We start from the raw sequence: 22,215 nt of genomic DNA on the forward strand, positions 1-22,215 counted from the left end.
TGTCTACCTCTCAGCCTGGCTGGGGGTACAAACAGGGCGCCAGAGCGACGCTTTTAGAAAGTACCCCCAAAAGTACCCCACAAGTACCCCCGATTTGGAGGGGCTACATAGGATTGATTTAGACGAAGTATAAACGAAAAAGCCCGCTGTTACGCGGGCTTCAGGACGATATAGGATTGTATCGTTTTGGAATGTGGTGCCCAGAGGCGGAATCGAACCACCGACACGAGGATTTTCAATCCACTGCTCTACCGACTGAGCTATCTGGGCTTTTGCACCTGGGGCGCAAGAGGCGCGTATTAAACCTGCTCAAGCCCTGGGAGTCAAGACCGGGGCGGAAATTCCTGCAGGCCGCGCTGGGGCTAGTCTTTGGGCGGTACGTAGCCTTCGGCCTGGTCGTAATCCTCGCCGGAGAGGAACTTGGTCATCTGCTCTCCCAAATAGGTGCGGGCGCCCATATCCATCATGTTCAAGTGTTTTTCGTTGATGAGCATGGTTTGGTGAGCCAGCCATTCTTCCCAAGCTTTTTTGGATACGTGTTCGTAAATATCCTGGCCCTTGGGGCCGGGAAAGGGCGGCCGCTCCAAGCCTTCCAGTTCCTGTTGATGTTTGCGGCAAAAAACCAGGCGTGACATAGGGTTCCTCGGGGTCGATGATCGAATAGCGCACTAGAGTAGCGGCTCTGGACGTATTTTCCCAGCGCTCACAGGAGACAGCAAAAATTAGCGGCGCGGGTCCAGATCCGCTAGGCTCGCCAGTAGGCGTTTGACCGGTGCGGCCAACCCGAGGCTGCCCGGCTGTCGTGGCGAGCACCAAACGGACGCAGGCCCTTCGGCGACCTGCTCCGGCTCCCGGGTCAGCTGCGCGAGCACCGGGGTGATGTCCAGGTGGTAATGACTGAATGTATGCCGGTAACTGTCCCACACTTCCTGTTCGGCCACTGGGCCGTAGTGCTGCTCAGTGTGCGTGAGCGCGCAGGAGTCCAACGGAAGTTCAGGGAAGCTCCACAGGCCGCCCCAGATCCCAGTGGCTGGACGCTGGTTTAGCATTATGTCGCCGTGGGGATTGCGCAGCATCAGAAACTGTACTGCTTTCACCGGCTTTTCGGTCTTGGGCTTCTTGCCCGGGTAAGCACTCACATCGCCTTGAGCCCTAGCAATACAGCCATCATGCAACGGGCACAGGTCACAGGCTGGGCGACTACGGGTACACAAGGTCGCGCCCAAATCCATCATCGCCTGAGTGTAATCGGCACAGCGTTTTTTGGGTGTGTGTTGCTCGGCGTAGGTCCAGAGTTCGTTCAGCACGGCCGTCTTGCCCGGCCAACCGGGCACGGCGTAATAGCGGGCCAGCACGCGTTTGACGTTGCCATCCAATATGGCGGCACGCTGCCCAAAGGCGATACTGACAATAGCGCCCGCGGTGGAACGGCCAATGCCAGGTAAAGCGCTCAGCGCTTCGACCGAGCTGGGAAACTCGCCGTCATAATGTTCCACCACGGCTTTGGCGCATTGGTGTAGGTTGCGGGCGCGGGCGTAGTAGCCCAGGCCGGTCCATAAGTGCAGTACATCATCCACGGGCGCGGCGGCCAGGCGGCGCACGTCAGGAAAGCGCTCAGTAAACCGCTCGAAGTAGGGAATCACCGTGGTGACCTGAGTCTGCTGAAGCATGATCTCAGACAACCAAACGCGGTAGGGATTGATGTTTTGCTGCCAGGGCAAATGTTTGCGGCCGTGCTGATCGAACCAGCGCAAAACGCCGTTTGAAAAACTGGAGTTACTCATGATGGAGGACTGCGGAGTTGTGTAATTGTTGACGCGTGCGATAACCGAAAGTAATCAACCCGGAGCAAAGCGCTAGCACCCGGCGAGCAACGCTCGCCGGGTGGAGTAAAAGTTTAGCGACGCAGCAGACCGCGTAAGCGCTCTTCCACTTTCTTCTCATCGTCGCCGCCCAGTTTCTCCCGGGCACGCTCTTCAAGCTCGCGCTTTTCTTCTTCCAGGCGCTGTTCCGCACGGGCTTTTTCTTCTTCCAATTTTTTCTCTGCCCGAGCTTGCTCCTCATCCGCTCTCTGGCGGGCGCGCGCTTTTTCTTCTTCCAACCTCTCGCCGTAACGCTCCTGCAACTGGAAGGTGGCGAATTCGGAAATCAAGCCCTGCACGCCGGCGCTGTCAAAACCGCAGTCGCGCAGCGGGTTAACTTCAACCAACGAACCGCGACAGCGCAACAAGGACAAGCTGCGATCGATCCAATAGTTGCTCTGTACCCGGCAGCCCTGATCGCTAGTCCTTTCGCCACCCAGGCGCATAGGTAAGGTAAAGTCGTAGCTCTCGGCTTTTAGATTCAACTGCCCGACTAGGCCGAGGGTCAGCTCGCTTACACCCGCTTCAAAAGACTCCAGTTTTAACACTTGCTCGGCCATGGTGGCGCGCCCCGCCAGGGGGCGCATTTCGGTATAGTCCGGCCAATCACGCTCGACGGCATCACGCCGGTTGGCCAGATTTACCAAGCGGCAAAACTGCTCCTCGACGTTCAAGGGCGACATACGCACCTGAGCGCCGGAAAAGTCCGCTTGCGCCACCAGGGCATCCATTATTTGATTCATGGTCACGCCGCGCGTGGTGCCAGAAGCAGATGCGTTCAGGGCACCGCTCAACTGAAGGTTTTCATCCAGCTCCATATCACTTAAAAACGGCGCCAGTTGGAACCCTTCCAGCACACTGTTGAACTCCATAACAGCGGTTTCGCCGCTGCCATCCAGCTCAGCGGTGAGATTAACGGAACCTCGATACGCTTGCAGCTGGCTGGTTAGCTGTACCAAACCGTCCTCCGCGAGCAGGCGCAGATCCAAATCGGTAAAGGTCATATCCACAATGCGCAGCTGCTGAAATTCCACGCGTATATCGGCTACCAAGTCGCGAATCACATCAAGGGGGATCAGCTCCTCATCGCCGGTGGCTTCAGGCTCGGCCACTTCTTCCTCTTCGGTGGGCGGCGGCAGGTAATCATCAATATTGATTTGATCGCCTTTCAGTGCCACCTCCAAAGCCGCGCGGGAAAAATCCGTTACTGCCACACTACCTTCAATGCGGGTATCGTCCAGGCGAATGCTGAGCGGGCTCAGCACCAATTGTTCGGTATCACCCGCAAAGCGAACGTTAAGTGCAACGCCCGTCAGCGCCTGGGGCGATGCCATGTCCAGCTCCGGCAAGTCCAACACGGCCATCATGGCACGCGGGTTGAACGATGCCAGGCGCAACTCGCCCTGATAAGTAGGCGCGCTTAAAAGCTCATGGGCGTTGAGAGAGAACGTTAGGCCAATTTGACCGGAAGAACCGCCCCGGTGCAGATCCAGAGTCAGGCGCCCGTCGGAGAGCCGGAACTCGTTCATGTCCTGCGCCAACTGAAAGCGGCTGCGCAGAGTACCCTCGACATCCATCGGCTCAGTGCCGAACAGCTCCTGATCTTCGATGGCGATACGCCAGCTCATATCCAGATCGAAGGGGTTACCCTGCAGATTAAAAGCACTGATCTCCAGATTCAGGCCAGACAGATCAATACTCTGACCGGTGCTTTGATCTTGATAACGAAGCGCCGAGTCGCGCAAACTGATTCGCTCCACAGCCAATTGCAGCCCTTCGCCCGGTTCTGTGGTCACTTCGGTCGGCTCGTCTCTCCGCTCATCGACCGGCTCGGCTTCGGGCTCGTCGGGCAGCAAGGCTTCCCAATTGCCGGTACCCTGTTCGTCAACGCGTAAGTCCAACACCGCGCCTTGCACCACCAAGTGGTGCACCTCCAGGTTGCCGGCGAACAAAGGCCGAATGGCCAAACGTAAACTGGCTCTATCCACGAGAGCTATAGCCTCATCGGGCGCGTCGAGGGCAGCCACGTGGATACCATTGACCTCCACCCCCAGTGCGGGCCAGAGCTGCCAACCCAGGTTGCCTTCAATGCGCAGCTCGACGCCCTGATCCCGAGCTGCGGACTCCAGGTGCGGGCGGAACATATTCGGATCAAACAAAAATACCAGAGCCACGGCGGCCGCCACCAACAGCAGCACCAAAGCGACAAACACTTTAAATAAGATTCTTACCGTTCTCACGCCACTCTCCTTTAATTAGCGGGCCATTGACCACTGTTGGCCAGTGTACGACCAAAGAATACGCCGCCCAAGGCCCACCAGGTAAAATTGTTTGCTTATGCAAATAAGAATCTTTATCATCCTTTGTTCAATTCTCATTTGCAGGTGTAAAGTTCATGCCCGCTCAATCCCGATTCTTCAGCCGCCTCGGCCTTTCCGTTGCCTGCGCCGTGGGCGCATTTATGACCCTGGGCTGCGGCGAAAAATCCGCCCGAGACGACGTCATCACCGTGTACTCTGCCCGGGCGGAACATTTGATCAGCCCGCTGTTCGACCGATACACGGAAGAGACCGGCATCGAGATCCGCTACATCACCGACAACGCCGGTGCGTTGATCCAGCGCTTGAAAGCCGAGGGTGGCAATACACCGGCAGACATTCTGTTGACAGTGGACGCGGGCAACCTTTGGCAGGCTTCGCAGGAAGGTTTATTCCAGCCTTTGGATTCCGAAATCATTGAGGCCCACATCCCCGCTCATAGGCGCGCTGACAACGGCGATTGGACCGGCCTGTCCGTTCGCGCGCGCACCCTAGTTTATTCCACAGCCCGAGTGGATCCCTCGGAGCTGAGTACTTATGAAGCCTTGGCGGAGCCGCAATGGGAGGGTCGGTTGTGCCTGCGGACGTCGAAAAAAGTGTACAACCAATCGCTGGTTGCCACCATGATAAACACGCTTGGAGAAGACGAAACCGAAAACATTGTGCGCGGCTGGGTAAGCAATTTGGCCACCGATCCTTTTGCCAATGACACTGCTACCATGGAGGCTATTGCGGCCGGCCAGTGCGACGTGGCCATCGTCAACACTTACTACTTTGGTCGTCTGCAAAGAAGCAACCCCGAGATACCCCTGGCACTTTTCTGGCCCAATCAGGACGGCCGTGGCGTGCACATTAATGTCTCCGGTGGCGGCATTACCCGCCACGCCAAAAACCCCGACGGCGCTCGCGCCCTGCTGGAATGGCTGGCCGGCGAACAAGCGCAGTATCAGTTTGCTGAGGTCAACCAGGAATACCCCGCTAACCCACGCGTCGATGTTTCCGAAGAAGTGGCCGCCTGGGGCGATTTTCGCGCCGATGACGTCAACGTGGAAGTGGCTGGACGCCTGCAGAGTGATGCTATCAGGTTGATGGACCGAGCCCGCTATCGTTAACGCTGTACGTAAGGAGATCGTTTGAGTTCCATCGCTCGCCCTTGGTCATCGGTAGACCACACTCGAAGGTCCCTCTGGGGACCGTGGTTGTGGCGCTTGCCCGTGATCCTTATGGTGGCGTTGGTTTTATTGCCGGTCAGCGTCATTGTATTTAGCTGGAGCGACCCGCAAACGGAGCTGTGGCAGCACTTAATCGAGACCCAACTGGCGCGTTTGCTGGGCAACACTCTGATACTGGTATTGGGTGTCGGCTTCTGGACGCTCTGCCTGGGGGTGAGCCTGGCTTGGTTGACCGCTGTGTGCGACTTTCCCGGCCGGCGCTGGCTGGATTGGGCTCTGATGCTCCCCTTAGCCATTCCCACCTATGTGGTCGCCTTCGTGTTCCTGGGCATCATGGATTACGCTGGCCCGGTACAAAGCCTGTGGCGCAGCCTGTTCGGTGCGGACACTCCGTTTCTGCCCGTGCGCGGCCCCTTGGGCGTGGTGTTCGTGATGACCTGCGTGCTCTATCCCTATGTGTATATGCTCGCCCGCAGCGCTTTTATCACCCAGGGCCGAGGGCTGACCGATGCCGCTCGCCTACTGGGGCAAGGACCCTGGCGCAGCTTTTGGTCTGTGGCTATGCCCATGGCGCGCCCGGCCATCGCCGTGGGCGTGTCCCTGGCGCTGATGGAAACTCTGGCGGACTTTGGTGGTGTTGCCGCGTTTAATTACGACACATTTACTACCGCCATCTATCAAGCCTGGTTTGGTTTTTACAATCTGACCGCTGCCGCACAGTTGGCCTCGTTACTACTCTTGTTCGTCGCCCTGGCCCTGTACGCCGAACAAAAAGGCCGAGGCGGCCGACGCTTTCACCATCAACCCAAGCGGGATGACCAGAGATATTGCCTTAAAGGCGGGCAGGCCTGGTTGGCGAGCGGCTACTGCTTAATGGTATTTGTGGTGGCCTTTGCCGTGCCCATTGTTCAGCTGTTTCTCTGGGCGGTGGCCGAAGGGAGCGAAGCCATAACGCCTCGCTTCTGGTCTTTGATTCAACACACTTTTATTCTCGGTGGCGCTGCGGCTTTAGCCACGACCTTGGCGGCGCTTTTGGTGGCCTATGGCCAGCGCTTATTGGGGCGGCATCAAATTGGCGGTGCGGTGCGCTTGGCGAGTATGGGCTACGCCTTACCCGGAGCCGTTTTGGCGGTTGGCATCATGATCGCCTTTGCGTTTATCGACCGGCAGTTGCTCATTCCCATGCAACAACTGTTTGGCCTTACGCCTCGGCAACTGTTGGTAGGCAGCCTCGTGGCGTTAATCTTGGCCTACGCCATTCGGTTTTTTTCCGTGGCCATTGGTCCGGTACAAGCCGGTCTGGAACGCATTCGCCCCAGCTATCAGGAAGCCGCGCAAAGCTTAGGAGCCAGCCAAATGCGCTTGCTCTGGCGCATCTACGTGCCCTTGCTAACGCCAGGCATTCTCACCGCCTTCTTATTAGTGCTGGTGGACACCATGAAAGAACTGCCCGCCACCCTTATGCTGCGCCCCTTCGGCTGGGACACCCTGGCCGTGCGCGTGTACGAACTCACCGGCGAAGGCGAATGGCAACGCGCCGCCCTGCCCGCGCTGACTTTGGTTCTGCTCAGCATCGCACCAGTCATGCTTATGATTCGCCGCACGCGGTTCACGGCACGGGCGGGCATCAGCGCGGCGTTGGAAAAAGTCACGAAGCAGTAAGCCGATGATGGACAACTGTGGATGGACTCTAGCAGGCTGTTGAAAAACGCTTTCGAGGCAAGCTCTGCCGACAACGAGCTCCTGCGTTGTCTAATACATGCCATCCATGGCATAAAAGGCAAAAACAGGCGACCAATCCGCCGGGAGCGGATTGGAATGCTCCGCTGGCCGTAGGCCGAGGCGCATGGATGCGCCGAGTTAATAAGCGGACACCTACACGTAGGTGTTAGGGCGACGCAGGAAGCCAAAGCCGAGATAGTTTTTCAACAGCCTGCTAGGGTATGGTCCAACGCGCCTCGAACCCCCGCGCGTCCACGTGCACAAAGGGGCCTCGGTGAGCGCGGGGCCCGTACAGCCCCAAGCCACCATGAAATCGCTGAAACTGCGGCAACTTATGAATATCTTCCACGATATCTAATAAAAGCTGTGCATCGCGCATATCGATACGGCCATCACCGTTTAGATCGTCCATGCGGCCATCGCCGTTGGTGTCGACAAATATATCCGCCGCTCCACCCCACACATGACGAGAGTACTGACTATTCCCAATGGTTTGGTTATACCAGGGCGTACGGTATCCACTCATGACGTGAAAGCTATCGGTTCGAATACCGCGCCGATTCACTTCTGCCAAAATGACCTCAAGTTTTGCGACCAGCGACTCTCGCAATACCAGATATTTTGGCCAATGGTCTGGCTGCTGCTTACATAAAAACTGACCCAGGGTGAAATGTGGGGAGATCTGCAGATCGACCATGTCCTCATGCACTTCAATAAAGCCCGAGGGCGGACGGTAGATTGGGTTGTTTTGGAAGAGTTTGTCGGGATGGCGGCCAATTCGGTACCCATTTAAATAGCCCCTTTGCACTTTTTCCGCTGCTACCATGACCAATACATGGAGGGTCATGGGGGGCGTATTTTCCGGCTGCACCACCAGTTGAACGCGGCCGGGTTCCGACGGAGCACGCCACTGCCACCTGTGTTCTGAAATTTTTCTTAACTCTCCAGCGCCCGCTTCCAGAGCCACTAGCTGGCTGGAGGGAAGGTGCACGCTCAGTTCGGTCACTTCCCCGGGCATAACGTAGAAAGCAAACTCACGCCAGCCAACCTGCTTGCCCTTGAATGTCACGCGGTAATCCACGGTTCCCGGATCAAACCCGGTCTCCGCGCGGACATTTAGGCAGGCTAACAGAAACAACAGTCCGCAACCAAAGCGGAGAAAGGGATTCATCTCAATAGGGACTCCGAAGGAGAAAAGTACTCAGGACGACGAAGATTTAGGCTCGGAGTTAAGCGCATTAATTAATGCTTGATCCCGTTGATACACATCACCTCGATACTGAATACGGCCCTGATCGTCTACCCAAGCCGTCCAATAAAGTAAGTGCACTGGCAATGGCCGGTTCAGTCGCACCGTTGTTTCCTGGCCGCTTTCAAAGGTCCGACCGATGCGCTCCGGCGACATCAGGTTTGCCCGTTCGCTCAGCAGCCAGAGCGTTAACCGCTGCGGGTCTTCCACCCGGATACAGCCCGAGCTTAGCGCTCGATCATCTTCGGCAAACAGCCCGCGCGCCGGCGTATCATGGAGGTATACGTTATGACGGTTGGGAAACATAAATTTGACCTGTCCCAGAGCGTTTTGTGGGCCCGGGGACTGCCGTAAACGGTAGGGGAAATTTCTGGGGGATAGCTTGGACCATTGGACTTCCGCCGGGTCTATCCGCACCTCGCTGGGCCCCCACCCCTGCAACACTGAAAACCCCATTTCGTCCAAATAGTTCAAACTGGAACGAATTCTGGGGAGTTGATCCTGAACAGCCAGCTTATGGGGGACTTCCCAGGAGGGGTTTAACACCAGGTAGCTCATTCGTCCGGTAAACACGGGCGTGCGGCGGTAGGGCCTGCCGACGACCACGCGCTGCTCCATTACGGTTTCCCCCTGGCTCACCACCCGCATATCGAAACCCGCGATGTTGACCAGGATGTATTCCTCCCCCAGAGAACTGGGCAACCAACGCCACCGCTCCAGATTAGCTCGCAACTGCTCGATTCGTTCCTGGGGAGATACATCGAGCGCCGCAATCGTGCGCGGACCTATAATGCCGTCCGGCTTTAACCCGTGGCGGTCCTGAAAACGTACCACCGCCCGCTGCAAGGCCGCATCGTAATGCTCCGAAGACTCATCCAACTCCATACCGCTTTCGGGCTTCAAGTCCTGCAGTCTTATCAGGCGAGTGCGGATTTGCGGTAGGCGCGCGTCGCTCCCGCCCGGTCGAATCAAGGGGCCGGAGCCGATCAGCGGCCAGCTTTCCTGATCAGCAATCTGTCTTTGCAAGGTTAAACGTTTCTGCAAGGTTCGATACGCGGGATAATCAGGCACCAGAGATTCCAGAACCACTCGCAATTCTGTTGCCTGGTCGGTCTGGATCTGAGTCAAATGAGTACGCAAAGCGGCGGGCTCTCGCTCTATCAGCCAGCCTGGATCGATAGTAACGGGATCTATCCGCCCGTTGGCCAAATGGTGGCCCAAGGTTAGCAACGCGTCGGAGGCCAACAGCTCTAACTCTATATGAGCGGTATCGTCAGCCGCTTGAGCCTCCATGAGCTCCACAATGCGTTGGCGATGGTAATGATCGGGATTTAACCCATGCTCGTAGGCCAACTCCAGTACCGCCAACAACTCGCCCTGCACTGCACTCGGCCGGGCGTGTTCATCAAACCAAATAGGCTGCCACGCTCGGCGTTCATACAGTGATTGCAGTGGAGCCACGGCATACAGCTCTTGATCTACCGAGGTGACGTCGTCTGGGAGGTAGAGCGCTTCCAAACGGTGTCGCAACTGCTCCCGTAACTCTTCCGACGCTTGGGCCGCTAGGGGAAACAACAAGATTAGGCTTACAAGGAAGCTACGCTTTAGCACTGAAAAGCTCCGCCGGCACAACAAGGCCGTTTGACATAGTGGCTAGGTCCCGGGTTCCAACCGCTTGAGCGGGACTAATCTGGACTCACCCGGGACACCTAAACTCTACTTTACCTCCCAGTGTTGCGCAAATGGTCGCACTCTGTATGTACATCCAGAGCTCCTCGTCGACCCAACATGCGCCGTAGCGTGCTGTCTCTGTCAAAGTAGTGATGCTTTAGCGCGCCCACAATATGCAAGCCAACAGCACCCATCAAGATATAACCCAACCATTCATGAGCCAGGTGCCCAATGCGGGACCAGGTTTCGCTGTAAGCCATTACCTGCCCTGCCTGAGTGGGATCATAATTGGTTGGCACAAGGACAAAACCAAAGATTCCAAACCCGTGACCGCTGGCGCCGGAGTAAAGCATGCCGGTAACCGGTAGGGCGAGTAATCCCACAAGCAGAACCCAGTGCGTTGCGTGCGCAAGCCTTCGTTCCCACATGGGGTAACTGTGCGCGGGTTCCGGCCACCCCAGCCAAAGGCGCCGGACGACACGCACGAGAATAAACGGAAAGATCAACACGCCTATGGATTTATGGATGGGGTATAACGCCCACACCTCAGCCGTCGCCATGTAGGCGCCGCTCGCCAGCATGCCAAAAATGAGGATGGCCGTCAGCCAGTGAAATAGTCGAGTGGTGGCATCAAGCCGGTTGTTGGTATTCATCAAAAATCTCCGCTTTACCGATGACAACGAGTCCAGAATGAACTCAAGCATCAGAAAAACAGAGAGGAGACCTTAGCACCACAGATTTGGTACCAATGTCCGAATAGAGGGGCAAGCGTCCCTCCGCACAGTGTCAGCCAGGCATACCACTCAGCCCGACTGCTGGACCATCGACAATCGTTTTAACTGGGCGCGGTAGCCTTTACTCATGGGGATCTGTTGATCACTGCGCAACACGACCGTCCCGTTTCCAGCCGGCTGAACCACAATCTGCTCGATAGCGCCTATGTTTACGAGGTGAGAGCGGTGTACCTGAACAAAGCTATCCGCCGGCAAGCGCTGTTGCAGTTGCTTAAGGGATGAGCGCACAAGATACTGCTCCTGGCCACAGAAGATATCGACATAGTTACCGGCCGCACTTAAGGCGTCAATGCTTTCGACTTTGACCAGGCACTCCCGCTTACCCTGAAAGACCAACAAGCTGTGGCATAGTGCCGCCGGCTGGGGAGCGACCGCCGCTTTGCGCTGGCGCGCTGGATGAGGACGATAAATGACCTGCCACACCAGCACGACTATGGCGAACGCTGTCAGGTGACGCGGCAGGAAATAAATAAAGCTGGTGAAGGCTTCAGCCCCTTCCAGAACATCCAGTGTTACTCGGGAACCCAAAGTGAGTGCGACAGCAAGCATCGCCCCCACACCATAAAACTGGGCATGCGCAGACCAAGACAACGAAGGCTTCTGGTGATGGGCGCGCAAAGCGGTGGATAGCACCGGAGTCAACAGTAACCATAGGCCCCATTCACGGATAACCCAGATTATCGCATCAACGATATCGATCGGCGCCGCTTCGACCCAAGCGGTATAGGCCAGGCAGTAGATGGCGAGATAGCTCATGTAACCGCCCCAACCAAACAAGGACCCCTTCAAGTCCAGAGGGTGAAGCGCCCAAAGATTTCCAGCAGATTGTTTCATATGAGTTCAGTGCGGCCGTAGCGGTTTTTACGGAGTATGCATGGCGGGTACTGTAGAGGCAACTGAATGGATTCCACTTACCGCGGCATGCGTGTAAAAGCTAATACGCTTAGCTCTTTCCTCAGTTATCGGGCTCGCCCTCGTAATAAAAAACCTCTTCCAACGGCTTATCGAAAACACGCGCAATACGAAAAGCCAGCTCCAAAGAGGGTGAATACCGATTCGCCTCCAATGCCAAGATGGTTTGCCGTGTTACTCCCACGGACTCCGCCAAGGCTGCCTGAGTCATTTCGCCGTGCTCGAAACGGAGTCGGCGAATTGAGTTGCTGATGTTTAGCTTCGGCATCTAACCCCCTCTTCGGTAGTGAAACAGCTGCACGGCAGCACGCAACACGGAAGAAGCGACCAGAACCACAATGAGCAGATGGACAACTGTGGCAGGGGAAGTACGGAAAATTGTTGGAGCACCGATATTTCCCGCCACTGAATGCATAATGATGTGGCCGATGACAGCGACGACGCCCACCGCCAACACATAGTAGCCGACCGTATTGGCGCGAGCCTGAAAGCGGTAGTCGCGCTCGTCCATGGGCTCCGCTCGAGTAAGCGCGTGAATCGCGCCGAATATCACCACCGAGGCCACTATCGCCAATACCACCGTCCGCACTACCAAGCCGACTAAGGCTGGTTCACTCAGCTCACCACCCAGCCCCTGAGCGGCGATGCTCCCGAAATAGTACAAAGCGACGAGCACATCGACCGCCAAGGTGCCCCAAATCAACGCCTCTCGGCGCGTTGCGGAAATTTGAATATTCACATTTCTCTCCTCATAGTTGAACAAGGAGAAATGTAATCTATTTATTACCCCATGTATAGTTTTTTTTACGTTGAGTAAAGCCAGTCCCCCAGCTCCGGCGTGCGCGCCAACTACAGTTGCTGCTTTAGCTGCTGCCTATAGCGCCGACTGACGGGCACCTGGGTGCCATCGTTTAAACAAGCGCGCGCATCGCCACTTTCCAGGGTTTCGATTTCTTGAATTCGGTCAAGGTTGAGAATGGCGCTGCGGTGCACCCGAGCAAATCCCTGCGTTGAAAGCGCCTTTTCAAGGTTAGCCATGGTTTCCCTTAGCGGATAAAGCCGATCACCCACATGCAGCGTTACATAGTTACCGGCAGATTCAGCCCAATCGATATCGGCAACTTTCACCAAGAACTCTCGACCCAGTTTCTTCACCAGGAAACGGTCGGTGACCGCCTCCGCCGGTGCCTCCTCGACCCCTTGAGCTAGAAATTGGGCTTCGCCCTGCCAGCGACGAAGCACAAAACGGTAAAGGTATATAAATGCGAGAATAGTGGCATAGGTGCGTACGTCTTTCAGATACTCATAGAGCATCTCCAGAGGCCAATGACCAAAATCATAGTCGCTGCCCAGTAACGCATAGGCCCACTCCCGCAACGCCACCATGCCCACCACATGCAATACCGAAAAAGGTACCGTGAACCCCAAATGCACCAAGGCATGACGGCGCAGATACGGACGCTGCAGTGGAAACCTTCGGTCCACGGCAAGAATGAACGGAATGAGAAGGAGCAGCATAAAAGCGCTGGAAAGCTCCCATACCCAGGGTTCCCAAACTTCAAACCCTAAGCCATTACGGGCAATGTCTAAGGTGCTAACAATACTGTTAGCTGCGGCTTGCGCGGCTAAAAAAACCACCCAAAAGCTGCCTTCCCACCAGCGCCTATACGCCAACCAGTTTTCCCGTTTCATTTGCCACTCCCCTTGGGCGGCGATTATAGCAACAAGGTGAGGACAACTCGTCACTCACTTCCACCGCTTGGCCCCCAGCAGCTGCAGTTGGTCACAAGGCGCTTCTCGCAGGAGCCGTTTGCGGTGATGCTTTGGGCTTAACTGTTGGGGTTGCTAGGAGAAGTAGACAATGACCCAGGGTATTCATGCCCCACCCCACCCTCGCTCATCCCACCAACGACGGTATGATATTGATGCGCTGCGGGTGTTCGCCTTTGGTTTATTGATTTTCTATCACGTGGGTATGTTTTACGCGTCCGACTGGCACTGGCATGTGAAGTCCCAGTATTCATCCGAAGTGTTGCAAAGGGTCATGCTAATGGTGAATCCATGGCGCATGCCGCTTATCTTTCTAGTCTCGGGTTTCGCCAGCTACTTTCTACTGCGGAAATTGGGAAGAAATGGTTTCGCGCGCTCCCGAGTCTGGCGCCTTCTCTTACCGCTCTTGTTCGGTATGGTAGTGATTGTACCGCCTCAGGCCTATTTGCAAGCAGTCGCCAATGGCGGTTTCGAAGGTCATTATGGAGAATTCCTATGGCGATACTTAACGCTCCAATCGTGGCCACCTAAGGCTTTCGATGGCTCTGATATCGGCGTCACCTGGAACCACCTCTGGTACCTGCCCTATCTATTAACATATTCACTGATTCTCTCCCTTTTGGCGCCGTTTCTGCGTCGGCCGATAGGTCGAGGTTTGGTGCAAGGGTTCCAGAACCTAGGTGGCTGGCAACTCTTTGTGGTCCCGGTTTTGCTGTTCGTTGTTTACGACTTCCTGCTCTATGACCGCTTTCCTGCCACCTACGCATGGCACAACGACTGGCACAGTCATGCGGTGTACTTTACCGCCTTTATTTTGGGTTACGTAATGGCGACCGCTGACCGACTGTGGAGAGAGCTGCAGCGACTACGCTGGCCGGCTATCGTACTCGCCGTTAGCACTTACCTACTGTACTTCCATGTTGAAGTGCATGAGTTTTTGCCCACGTCAGTGAACAGAGCGGGGCGACGCCTACTTTCAAACTACAACGGCTGGTTCTGGCTGCTTGCTGTGCTAGGTTGGGCACACCATCTACTGAACAGGCCGTTTAGCTGGTTACCGTATGCAACCGAGGCTGTCTTCTCTTGGTACATCCTGCACCAGACCATCACGATCGTCGCAGGTGTGGCACTGACAAAGTACCAACTGGGGCCGGCAGTCGAGCCGCTTCTGGTAGTCTTAGCCACAGTGATAGGCTGCGCGGCCATACATGAATTTGCGATAAGGCGCTGGCGCTTACTGCGCCCGCTGTTCGGCTTAAAGTCGATGCCAGCGGGCGAGACAAACTTCGTTCAACACCGACCTATTTAGCCGGACACCTTATCCAGCGCCTGATCAACATCTGCAATGATGTCGTCGATATGTTCTATGCCGATGCTTAAACGCACCAAATCTTCCGGCACTCCCGCTGCGGCGAGTTCTTCGGGGTTCAACTGTCGGTGGGTAGTAGTGGCGGGGTGGCACGCCAGGGACTTGGCATCGCCGATGTTGACCAAACGCAGAATCATTTGCAGCGCATCGATAAACTGAACGCCGGATTGTTTACCACCTTTAATACCAAAACTGAGAATACCTGACGCTTTGCCGCCGCTTATTTTTTGGCAGAGCTCGTTGTAAGGGCTGTCTGGCAACGCGGCGTAGCTGACCCAAGTAACCTTTGGGTGTTGTTGTAAATGTTTGGCTACCGCTAGCGCGTTTTCGCAGTGGCGCTCCATACGCAGACCGAGGGTTTCCAAGCCCTGCATAATCAGGAATGCACTGTGTGGCGCGAGAGCGGAACCTGTGTTGCGCAGGGGCACCACTCGGCAGCGGCCAATAAAGGCAGCCGCGCCTAAGGCTTCCGTATAAACCACGTCGTGATACGACGGATCAGGCTCGTTCAGCATGGGGAAGCGCTTCTTATTGGCTACCCAGTCAAACTTGCCGGAATCCACAATGACGCCCCCCACAGTAGTACCATGCCCGCCGATGTATTTGGTTAGGGAGTGGACCACGATGTCCGCACCCAGGTCGAACGGCCGACAGAGATAAGGCGTAGCCACGGTATTGTCCACAATCAGGGGCACACCGTGACGATGACCAATTTCCGCCAAGCGCTCTATATCCACCACATTGCCCGCCGGGTTGCCGATGGATTCGCAGAAAATCGCCCGGGTCTTGTCGTCAATAAAGCTTTCCAGCTTTTCGTAATCGTCGTAAGACGCCATACGCACGTCGATCCCTTGGCGGGGCAAACTGTGGGCAAACAGGTTATAGGTGCCGCCGTAAAGCTGACTGGTACTTATGATGTTGTCCCCGGCGGAGGTAATGCACTGAATGGCGTACGTAATCGCCGCCATACCCGAAGCCAAACCCAACGCCGCGATTCCTCCTTCCATCGCCGCCATGCGCGCCTCAAGGACCGCCGTGGTGGGATTCATGATGCGGGTGTAGATATTGCCCTCGACTTTCAGATCAAAAAGATCCGCCCCGTGCTGGGTGTCGTCAAAGGTATAGGAGGTGGTCTGGTAAATGGGCACCGCCGCCGCGCGGGTGGTGGGGTCGGATTTGTAGCCTTCATGTAACGCCAGAGACTCAAGCTTCATAGGGTAACTCCACTCTTTGAATGTAACTGCGACCTCGCAGCGCGAGGATAAGAGAATGTATCAATGTAGCAGAGTTGAATGAGCCGTGACAGATAAGCCTGGGCGAAGTCGTTCAGGGATGATTGCGCTAGTTTGTTTGGTGATATCTCACCAAGATCCAAGAAGTTTCGATAAATTTCGATCATGTGTATTGATGAATTTTGCGATTACGTAAACAAAAAACCCCGAGCCTAAGCACGGGGTTTTTTTGGGTGTAATGACTAAGTCACGTTTACATGAAGAATTAAAGCGATCTCAAGAAGGCGAGTAGATCCTCTTTCTGTGCAGAAGAGAGCGCTTGATAGGCATTCCTGGAAGCTTCGCCCTCGCCACCGTGCCACAGAATGGCCTCCTCAATGGTTCTGGCTCTACCATCGTGCAGGTAGCCGTGTACCGGCGTGCATTCCCGCTCGCCCTGAGGCGCGTTGGTAACCCCACCCGTCACGCAGGCCGATAAGCCCAGTGACCAAAGCGGCGCGGTACGCCATTCGGAGCCGGAAGCTTCACCTTCGCCAAGATTATCCGCCAATCCTGGGCCCATATCGTGCAGCAGCAAATCGGTATAAGGATGGATGGTCTGGCCTCTTAACTCAGCCAGAGGGTGAAACTCACTGGTGGTATGCGTGGGCGTATGGCATTCGGCACAGCCGATGTCGGAGAACACAGCCTCGCCGTTTTGTACGGCCGGAGAGTCGTAATCTCTTTGAGGCGGCACGCCGAGCAAGGAAATGTACTTCACCAGATTCTCAAGGTGTTCCTCACTCAGTTGTGGACCGCCATCACCGCAATCGGTTTGATTAGCGCCACAATCTGGATCGGGCAATACCGAAGTCATAACACCCATCTCGGCATTGAGCGCGGCGGCCACTTGGTGCCTGACGCTCGCTGTACCGGCTTTCCACCCGAAACGGCCCAAGCGAGTCTCGCCGGTTTCTGGATCTATAACACGTTGCGCGCGACCGGAAATTCCGTTTCCGCTTGAATCGTTTGGATCCGCCAGGGCCAAGATATCGGCCTCTGGAATCGCCTCTAAAAGTCCCATACCCACAATTTGAGGGGCAATCCGGGCGGAGAATCTTTCTGGGGTCACACCGGTGAACTGAAAGTTCGGTGAGCGCAAGCCATTGGCTTCCGTCCAAGAGGCAATTGACACCTGACCTTCGGACGCTGCGCTGCCATCGGTTTCGGGCTGCAACACTCGGCCTAGGGCTGGATGTGGATTACCGTCGGCATCGCCGACTCTAAACGCCCACTGATCCAAATGTTCTCCAATGGCGTTGGGCACTGCGCGACCGTTGCGATCATGACAAGCGGCACAGCTGTCGTTCACAAACAGCGGCCCGGCAAGACCGGCTAACTCTGTAAACACAGGGTTTTCCTGGGGCCTTTCATCGTGCACACCAGTCACAAAGGAGGTGTGTAAAACGCGCCGGCCTAACACGAATGGCTGACCGTTATCATAGCCAAGGTTGGTGGCCATCTGCATAAAGCGGTTGTGGGGCTCGTTTGAAGTATCGGCATGAATGGTGGTCTCACCCCCCAACCAGGCCCGTTCTGGAATTTTAACGGAATCCCTGACGCCGCCTGCTGGTGTAGCGCCTCCTGTGTCATCCCAGGCCACTAAGCCCTCGCCCACTATGTACAGATAGGTAGTGCCGTAATAAGGTGCCCGACCATTGGGCACGCTGGGGTCCAGGAACTGGCTGATCTCAAACTCCAGTTTGTCTCCAACTTGAATGGCGCGGCCTTCGCGGCAATTGAAACTGCGCTCTTTGTGATAGTTAAAGTCATCCTCAACCACCATGGTGCCGTTGTCGCAGTATTCGGCCACCGTGCCAACGCCCCGATAGAACCAGCGGTTTTCGGCTTCGGTATCGTTCAGCCGCCACTGAGTCCGAACATTCATTCTGATCTCGCTGCCGCCTTTGGCTACGTAGTCGACAATTTCGATGGCGGCGGTACGGTGTTCCCAATAAAAGTTCAGGTAGTGATCATAGGCCTGAAAGTGATCTTCTCTTGCATGCCGATCGCGCGCCCGATCGGAAAACCGAGTGACCAGAGCATCACCACGATCAAATTGAATGTCGGGTTCCAGCTCCGTGTAGCTGTTGTACAGGGGCACTATATCGCCTAAGCCTGGATCATCACCCGGCGGGTCGTCGGAAGAACCGTTGGGGTTCAGCTCGATCCAGTTCAGGTTGAAACCGCCAGAGCTGATATCAACCCGAAGCGTGTAGGTTCCCGACGACGGGACAGTAATCTCACCCACGGACTGAGTATCCCAGCTCTGCCAGCCACCGGTACCACCGACAGCATTGTTGTTGCCGATAGGGTTGCCATTCAGAGACAGGGTGTAGCTCCCCCCACCATACGCCGAAGCGACGCGGGCACTGGCGGAGTAAGTCCCGGCTGCCAGCGAGACATCGTACTCCAGCCATTCCCCAGCATCAGTCCAGCCGACGTTATAGTCGCCGCTAACGTCCGAGGTGGGCTCTATATCCACATCGTCGTTCCTGTAGGCACCGCCTGTATTGCCGGCTGTGGTATCAAAATAATTCACATAATCCTGAGCTTGAACGGTCAAAGCTGTAGCTTGGGTGGGCTCCTGTCCGTTAATTTCAAATTGCCAAATCGAATAACCCCAGTAGTTTCCCTCGCTACGGCTGATCCCGTACATACGAACGTATCGGTAAATACCTGAAACAGAAACGTTATCGGTCCGGTCACCAAAACTCCCCCCAGTCTCTGTGGCCAGGGTGGCCCAGTTGGCATTGTCATTGGAGCCTTGGATTTCATAGGTATCAGCGTTGGCTGCTTCCCAATGAATAATGACTTGGGAAAGCTCGTAGGCTTGACCTAAATCGATCGTTATATGGGATGGATCGGTTTGGGCCGCCGAGGCCCAACGAGTGTTCATATCGCCATCAATGGCCGCACTGGCGGGCAGATCGGTGCTACTTGCGGTAGCGGTGCCGTCGAGCGCCACGTTGGTTTGAGCCACAACGCCTATACTGATAAAGGCTAGTAGCGCTAAAAGTGAACTCCAGATTATCCGTTGTTTAAGGCCGGTGATTCGCATGATTTTTCTCCGGGTAATGTGAATTTCAGCAAGCAGCCGTCCGATATAATTATTTGGGAGTCAACATGCCGCATGCTGGGCCGGACTTGCTGTTGTGATCTACATCACAGCCCCATTGACGAGTGATCTAAGAACACTCGTACGTTACGGGGGAGGAGCGAATACCACTTGGCATCCTGCTGGTAAAGAATCAGAGCCTTGCGCGCTTCCTGCCACCAATATAGGCATACACCAAAGAATGTCGTCCCGGTTTGTAAAAAGGGTAAAAGTGGGCTGGTCCCACTTTTAGTGAGGTAACAACATTAAAACATGCACTCAAAAGATGACTTTTCGAGATAGAACTGACCGAATTCCAGCTTAGGGGCGTTAAAGCTAGTGAGAGTGGGGCCATCACGTAGAGGGATCGAAGGCTCACCGACAAAGCCACTTCGGCCATGAAGTGTCGATTAAGTATCTAAGTCCAGTTAGGTAACGAGGGTTACTTACAGTTACAACACTCGTTATTTAACACCGGCCTGAGACAAAGCCGAGACAGTGGCAGATAAGTCCTCTACATTTTGCTTTTTACCGACAATAGTGCTAATTTTCATCTCTCAAAAAACGATAAGAAGAGGGACCTCCCGATGCTACGCCTAGCCTTTCTCACTCTAGTTTTTGTTGCAGCCAACGTATGGGCAGATAACCCACTGACCTACAAAGATTTCTCCCAGTTGCCTGATGCGTCTGACCTCACCCTTTCCCCAGGTGGTAAAAAGCTGGCCGCCTTGGTACGCGTCGCATTACCCGACCAGAAAGGCGTAGCTGTTCAGGTCACTGAGCTGAAGTCCGGCGAGAAAGAGTTCATGCTCTTCACCGATAACAGTCGGTACTTTATTAACTGGATGCGTTGGAAGGACGACCGCACACTGCTGGTATCCACTTACTACCCTGCCAGGCGGGACACCTGGATCGGCTTCGCTCAGATAAGAGGCGACACACGCGAAACCCGATTATTAATTATCGACACAGATTCAGGTGAGGTCACCACACCTTTCCGCTCAAATTTCCTGCGGCGATTTCAAATACTGCCTCCCGGCCTGGACGAGGTGGTGGACATATTGCCGGATGATCCAGACCATATCCTTATGGCCCTCCCTGCGGAAAACGCTTTAGGGCCCAATAACGTTATCCACAGAGTCAATATCCGCAATCAAAGAACCCGGGTCGTCCAACGTCCGGAGAACCGCGTTGTCAGCTGGCATTTGGACCAGCAGCACAACGTGCGCTTGGCCACCCATATCCACGACCAAACCGTGACTCTTCGCGCCAAGGAAGCGAAGTCTGGAAGGTGGCGCGATCTGTGGAATTACGACATTTTCTCCGCTGATGAAGTGTACCCAATTGGGTTCGGCTACGATCCCAATACGCTGTACATCAATGCCTATCACAACGGTTTAAAGGCGCTGTTTAAAGTGGACCTGGGTGATGAGGACCTCACCAAAGAATTGGTCTACTCCCATCCTCATTTCGATATTAGCGCCGGGCTCGTATACGACCGAAAAGGAAAGCGCGTAATCGGCATCGGCGGCTCTCACGATGGCGGCACGGTGTTTTTCGATGATGAACTTAATGCCCTCAAGGCAAGCATTGATTCCGCACTGCCGAACAGCCGCAACTCCGTCTATTCTTTGACGGACGACCTCAATAAATTTCTGGTTTACTCCACCGGGAGAACCGAATCAGGCACCTACTATCTCGGCACCCGTGAACCCCGCTCTCTGAACGCCGTGGCCTATCGTTACGGGGCACTCGAACCCCAGCGGATGACACCGGTTAGGAACTACCACTACAAAGCTCGGGACGGCCTAGACATACACGCTTGGCTGACCAGGCCGGCGGGCAGTGAAGGAAAGCTGCCAACACTGATGTTTCCTCATGGCGGGCCCCACGCGCGCGATTCGGACGCGTTCGATTATTGGTCCCAATACTTTGCCAGCTTGGGCTATGCGGTACTGCAGATGAACTTCCGGGGCTCTACCGGCCAGGGCCATGCCTTTTTTGAAGCTGGCCTGCAGAACTGGGGTAAAGAGATGCAGGACGATATCGAAGACGGCGCCCGGGCATTGATCGCCGACGGCATCGCCGACCCAGACCGCATCTGTATTGTTGGGGCCAGTTATGGTGGCTATGCGGCTCTCATGGGTGCCGTAAAAACACCTGATTTTTATCAGTGTGCCATTAGCTTCGCCGGCGTGAGCGACGTATTCGAACTGGTGCGCAGCCGTCGGGATTTCTCGCAATCTTACAACGTAATTGAAGCTCAAGTTGGTCGCCATGGCCGGCAACTCAGGGAGATCTCTCCCGTCAATCACGCCGAAACCGTAAAAATTCCAGTGTTGCTGGTTCACGGTGATAGTGACCGCCAGGTGGAGGCGGAACACAGCCAGAAAATGTACGCAGCACTGAAGCGAGCCGGAAAAGACGTGACCTACATCGAACTGCCGAATGAGGATCATTACCTATCCAACGAAGACAATCGCGTCGCGACTTTTAGAGCCATGGGGGAGTTTTTGGAGAAGCATCTTCCGGTACTAACCACACAGTAAACCGCAAGTCATTTTTCCCGTGCTACGCCCGCAATAGTCGCGGGCGTAGTTCTCCCCATGCCATATCTTAAAATTGATGGATCAGAATTGTGAAAATCAAAAGATTCTCGCTGTTCTTCTGCTTAACGCTAATGTTGACTTTAGGAATTGCAATAGTTATTGGGTCTAATCATGGAGGGGTTAGATCTATGCTTGCCACTATATCTCAAAGCCCTCTATTGATACTGCCCTTTATTGCCACATCGATAATTGTCGGACTTACTTCTGTAAAAACTCTACGCAGAGTAAATAATTTGGCCAGCTACCGGAGCATAAAATTGCACTCTCCACCGCTGGAAACGGCTAAGGGCAGTTAGCACTATTCAGAAAAGCACCGCAGCACTAGATCGGACAAAGTGATATTTCCCCAAAATCTCTTTTGGCGGCTTTGTTGGTCGTTCCATTCAATGCGCTACGAAG

16 protein-coding genes and 1 tRNA gene are annotated in these 22,215 nt (G+C 55.1%); 4 read left to right on the top strand and 13 right to left on the bottom strand.

Features of this window, described 5'->3' with window-relative positions:
* Positions 1-194: 194 nt before the first annotated feature.
* The 4 genes from RBH33_RS05215 to RBH33_RS05230 all read right to left on the bottom strand — a co-directional run bounded on the left by RBH33_RS05215 (position 195) and on the right by RBH33_RS05230 (position 4,102).
* Positions 195-270 (bottom strand) — tRNA-Phe (locus RBH33_RS05215).
* Between the two features lie 92 nt (positions 271-362).
* The gene (locus RBH33_RS05220; protein ID WP_306731084.1) at positions 363-635 is read right to left on the bottom strand and encodes an oxidative damage protection protein; all 273 of its coding nucleotides are present in this window, start codon (positions 633-635) and stop codon (positions 363-365) included.
* An 87-nt stretch (positions 636-722) separates the two neighbouring features.
* Positions 723-1,784: an A/G-specific adenine glycosylase gene (mutY, locus tag RBH33_RS05225; RefSeq protein ID WP_306731085.1), complete on the bottom strand. Its 1,062-nt coding sequence runs from the start codon at positions 1,782-1,784 to the stop codon at positions 723-725.
* Between the two features lie 113 nt (positions 1,785-1,897).
* The gene (locus RBH33_RS05230) at positions 1,898-4,102 is read right to left on the bottom strand and encodes an AsmA family protein (protein WP_306731086.1); all 2,205 of its coding nucleotides are present in this window, start codon (positions 4,100-4,102) and stop codon (positions 1,898-1,900) included.
* 155 nt (positions 4,103-4,257) lie between these two features.
* On the opposite strand from RBH33_RS05230, the gene RBH33_RS05235 reads away from it, so the two are divergent.
* Both RBH33_RS05235 and RBH33_RS05240 read left to right on the top strand, forming a co-directional pair.
* Positions 4,258-5,292 (top strand): extracellular solute-binding protein, encoded by a 1,035-nt coding sequence (locus tag RBH33_RS05235; protein WP_306731087.1) that lies wholly within the window; start codon positions 4,258-4,260, stop codon positions 5,290-5,292.
* A 21-nt stretch (positions 5,293-5,313) separates the two neighbouring features.
* On the top strand, positions 5,314-7,014 hold the full coding sequence (locus tag RBH33_RS05240; protein WP_306731088.1) for an ABC transporter permease: 1,701 nt from the start codon (positions 5,314-5,316) through the stop codon (positions 7,012-7,014).
* 274 nt (positions 7,015-7,288) lie between these two features.
* Here RBH33_RS05240 and RBH33_RS05245 read toward each other — a convergent pair whose 3' ends face one another.
* The 7 genes from RBH33_RS05245 to RBH33_RS05275 all read right to left on the bottom strand — a co-directional run bounded on the left by RBH33_RS05245 (position 7,289) and on the right by RBH33_RS05275 (position 13,392).
* On the bottom strand, positions 7,289-8,245 hold the full coding sequence (locus tag RBH33_RS05245; protein ID WP_306731089.1) for a D-Ala-D-Ala carboxypeptidase family metallohydrolase: 957 nt from the start codon (positions 8,243-8,245) through the stop codon (positions 7,289-7,291).
* 30 nt (positions 8,246-8,275) lie between these two features.
* Entirely contained in the window at positions 8,276-9,934 is a 1,659-nt protein-coding gene (locus tag RBH33_RS05250) for a L,D-transpeptidase family protein (protein ID WP_306731090.1), read from the bottom strand.
* A 110-nt stretch (positions 9,935-10,044) separates the two neighbouring features.
* The gene (locus tag RBH33_RS05255; RefSeq protein ID WP_306731091.1) at positions 10,045-10,647 is read right to left on the bottom strand and encodes a cytochrome b; all 603 of its coding nucleotides are present in this window, start codon (positions 10,645-10,647) and stop codon (positions 10,045-10,047) included.
* A 150-nt stretch (positions 10,648-10,797) separates the two neighbouring features.
* Entirely contained in the window at positions 10,798-11,544 is a 747-nt protein-coding gene (locus RBH33_RS05260) for a LytR/AlgR family response regulator transcription factor (protein WP_306731092.1), read from the bottom strand.
* A gap of 199 nt (positions 11,545-11,743) precedes the next feature.
* Positions 11,744-11,968, bottom strand: coding sequence for a helix-turn-helix transcriptional regulator (locus RBH33_RS05265; protein ID WP_306731094.1), 225 nt, complete (start codon positions 11,966-11,968; stop codon positions 11,744-11,746).
* Positions 11,969-12,439, bottom strand: coding sequence for a hypothetical protein (locus tag RBH33_RS05270; RefSeq protein WP_306731095.1), 471 nt, complete (start codon positions 12,437-12,439; stop codon positions 11,969-11,971).
* Between the two features lie 110 nt (positions 12,440-12,549).
* Entirely contained in the window at positions 12,550-13,392 is an 843-nt protein-coding gene (locus RBH33_RS05275; RefSeq protein ID WP_306731096.1) for a LytTR family DNA-binding domain-containing protein, read from the bottom strand.
* Positions 13,393-13,561: 169 nt separating this feature from the next.
* On the opposite strand from RBH33_RS05275, the gene RBH33_RS05280 reads away from it, so the two are divergent.
* Positions 13,562-14,779, top strand: a complete 1,218-nt coding sequence (locus tag RBH33_RS05280; protein WP_306731097.1) for an acyltransferase family protein — start codon at positions 13,562-13,564, stop codon at positions 14,777-14,779.
* Here RBH33_RS05280 and RBH33_RS05285 read toward each other — a convergent pair.
* Together RBH33_RS05285 and RBH33_RS05290 are read right to left on the bottom strand one after the other, a co-directional pair.
* Positions 14,776-16,053 carry an O-acetylhomoserine aminocarboxypropyltransferase/cysteine synthase family protein gene (locus RBH33_RS05285; protein ID WP_306731098.1) on the bottom strand — a complete coding sequence of 426 codons (1,278 nt, stop codon included), beginning with the start codon at positions 16,051-16,053 and terminating at the stop codon, positions 14,776-14,778. The two genes, RBH33_RS05280 and RBH33_RS05285, sit on opposite strands and share 4 nt — an antisense overlap.
* A 283-nt stretch (positions 16,054-16,336) precedes the next feature.
* The gene (locus RBH33_RS05290; RefSeq protein WP_306731099.1) at positions 16,337-19,171 is read right to left on the bottom strand and encodes a di-heme oxidoredictase family protein; all 2,835 of its coding nucleotides are present in this window, start codon (positions 19,169-19,171) and stop codon (positions 16,337-16,339) included.
* A gap of 623 nt (positions 19,172-19,794) precedes the next feature.
* Here RBH33_RS05290 and RBH33_RS05295 point away from each other — a divergent pair.
* The gene (locus tag RBH33_RS05295) at positions 19,795-21,756 is read left to right on the top strand and encodes an alpha/beta hydrolase family protein (RefSeq protein ID WP_306731100.1); all 1,962 of its coding nucleotides are present in this window, start codon (positions 19,795-19,797) and stop codon (positions 21,754-21,756) included.
* The last annotated feature ends 459 nt before the right edge of the window (positions 21,757-22,215 follow it).

The organism is Marinimicrobium hydrolyticum, from assembly GCF_030848505.1.
In the GTDB taxonomy this organism is placed as follows: Bacteria; Pseudomonadota; Gammaproteobacteria; order Pseudomonadales; family Cellvibrionaceae; genus JAVDDU01.

Bases quoted from the DNA above. Each gene is read 5' to 3' on its own strand.
- RBH33_RS05220 (WP_306731084.1), bottom strand. From the start codon at position 635: ATGTCACGCCTGGTTTTTTGCCGCAAACATCAACAGGAACTGGAAGGC.
- mutY (WP_306731085.1), bottom strand. From the start codon at position 1,784: ATGAGTAACTCCAGTTTTTCAAACGGCGTTTTGCGCTGGTTCGATCAG.
- RBH33_RS05235 (WP_306731087.1), top strand. From the start codon at position 4,258: ATGCCCGCTCAATCCCGATTCTTCAGCCGCCTCGGCCTTTCCGTTGCC.
- RBH33_RS05245 (WP_306731089.1), bottom strand. From the start codon at position 8,245: ATGAATCCCTTTCTCCGCTTTGGTTGCGGACTGTTGTTTCTGTTAGCC.
- RBH33_RS05255 (WP_306731091.1), bottom strand. From the start codon at position 10,647: ATGAATACCAACAACCGGCTTGATGCCACCACTCGACTATTTCACTGG.
- RBH33_RS05260 (WP_306731092.1), bottom strand. From the start codon at position 11,544: ATGAGCTATCTCGCCATCTACTGCCTGGCCTATACCGCTTGGGTCGAA.
- RBH33_RS05265 (WP_306731094.1), bottom strand. From the start codon at position 11,968: ATGCCGAAGCTAAACATCAGCAACTCAATTCGCCGACTCCGTTTCGAG.
- RBH33_RS05275 (WP_306731096.1), bottom strand. From the start codon at position 13,392: ATGAAACGGGAAAACTGGTTGGCGTATAGGCGCTGGTGGGAAGGCAGC.
- RBH33_RS05280 (WP_306731097.1), top strand. From the start codon at position 13,562: ATGACCCAGGGTATTCATGCCCCACCCCACCCTCGCTCATCCCACCAA.
- RBH33_RS05285 (WP_306731098.1), bottom strand. From the start codon at position 16,053: ATGAAGCTTGAGTCTCTGGCGTTACATGAAGGCTACAAATCCGACCCC.
- RBH33_RS05290 (WP_306731099.1), bottom strand. From the start codon at position 19,171: ATGCGAATCACCGGCCTTAAACAACGGATAATCTGGAGTTCACTTTTA.
- RBH33_RS05295 (WP_306731100.1), top strand. From the start codon at position 19,795: ATGCTACGCCTAGCCTTTCTCACTCTAGTTTTTGTTGCAGCCAACGTA.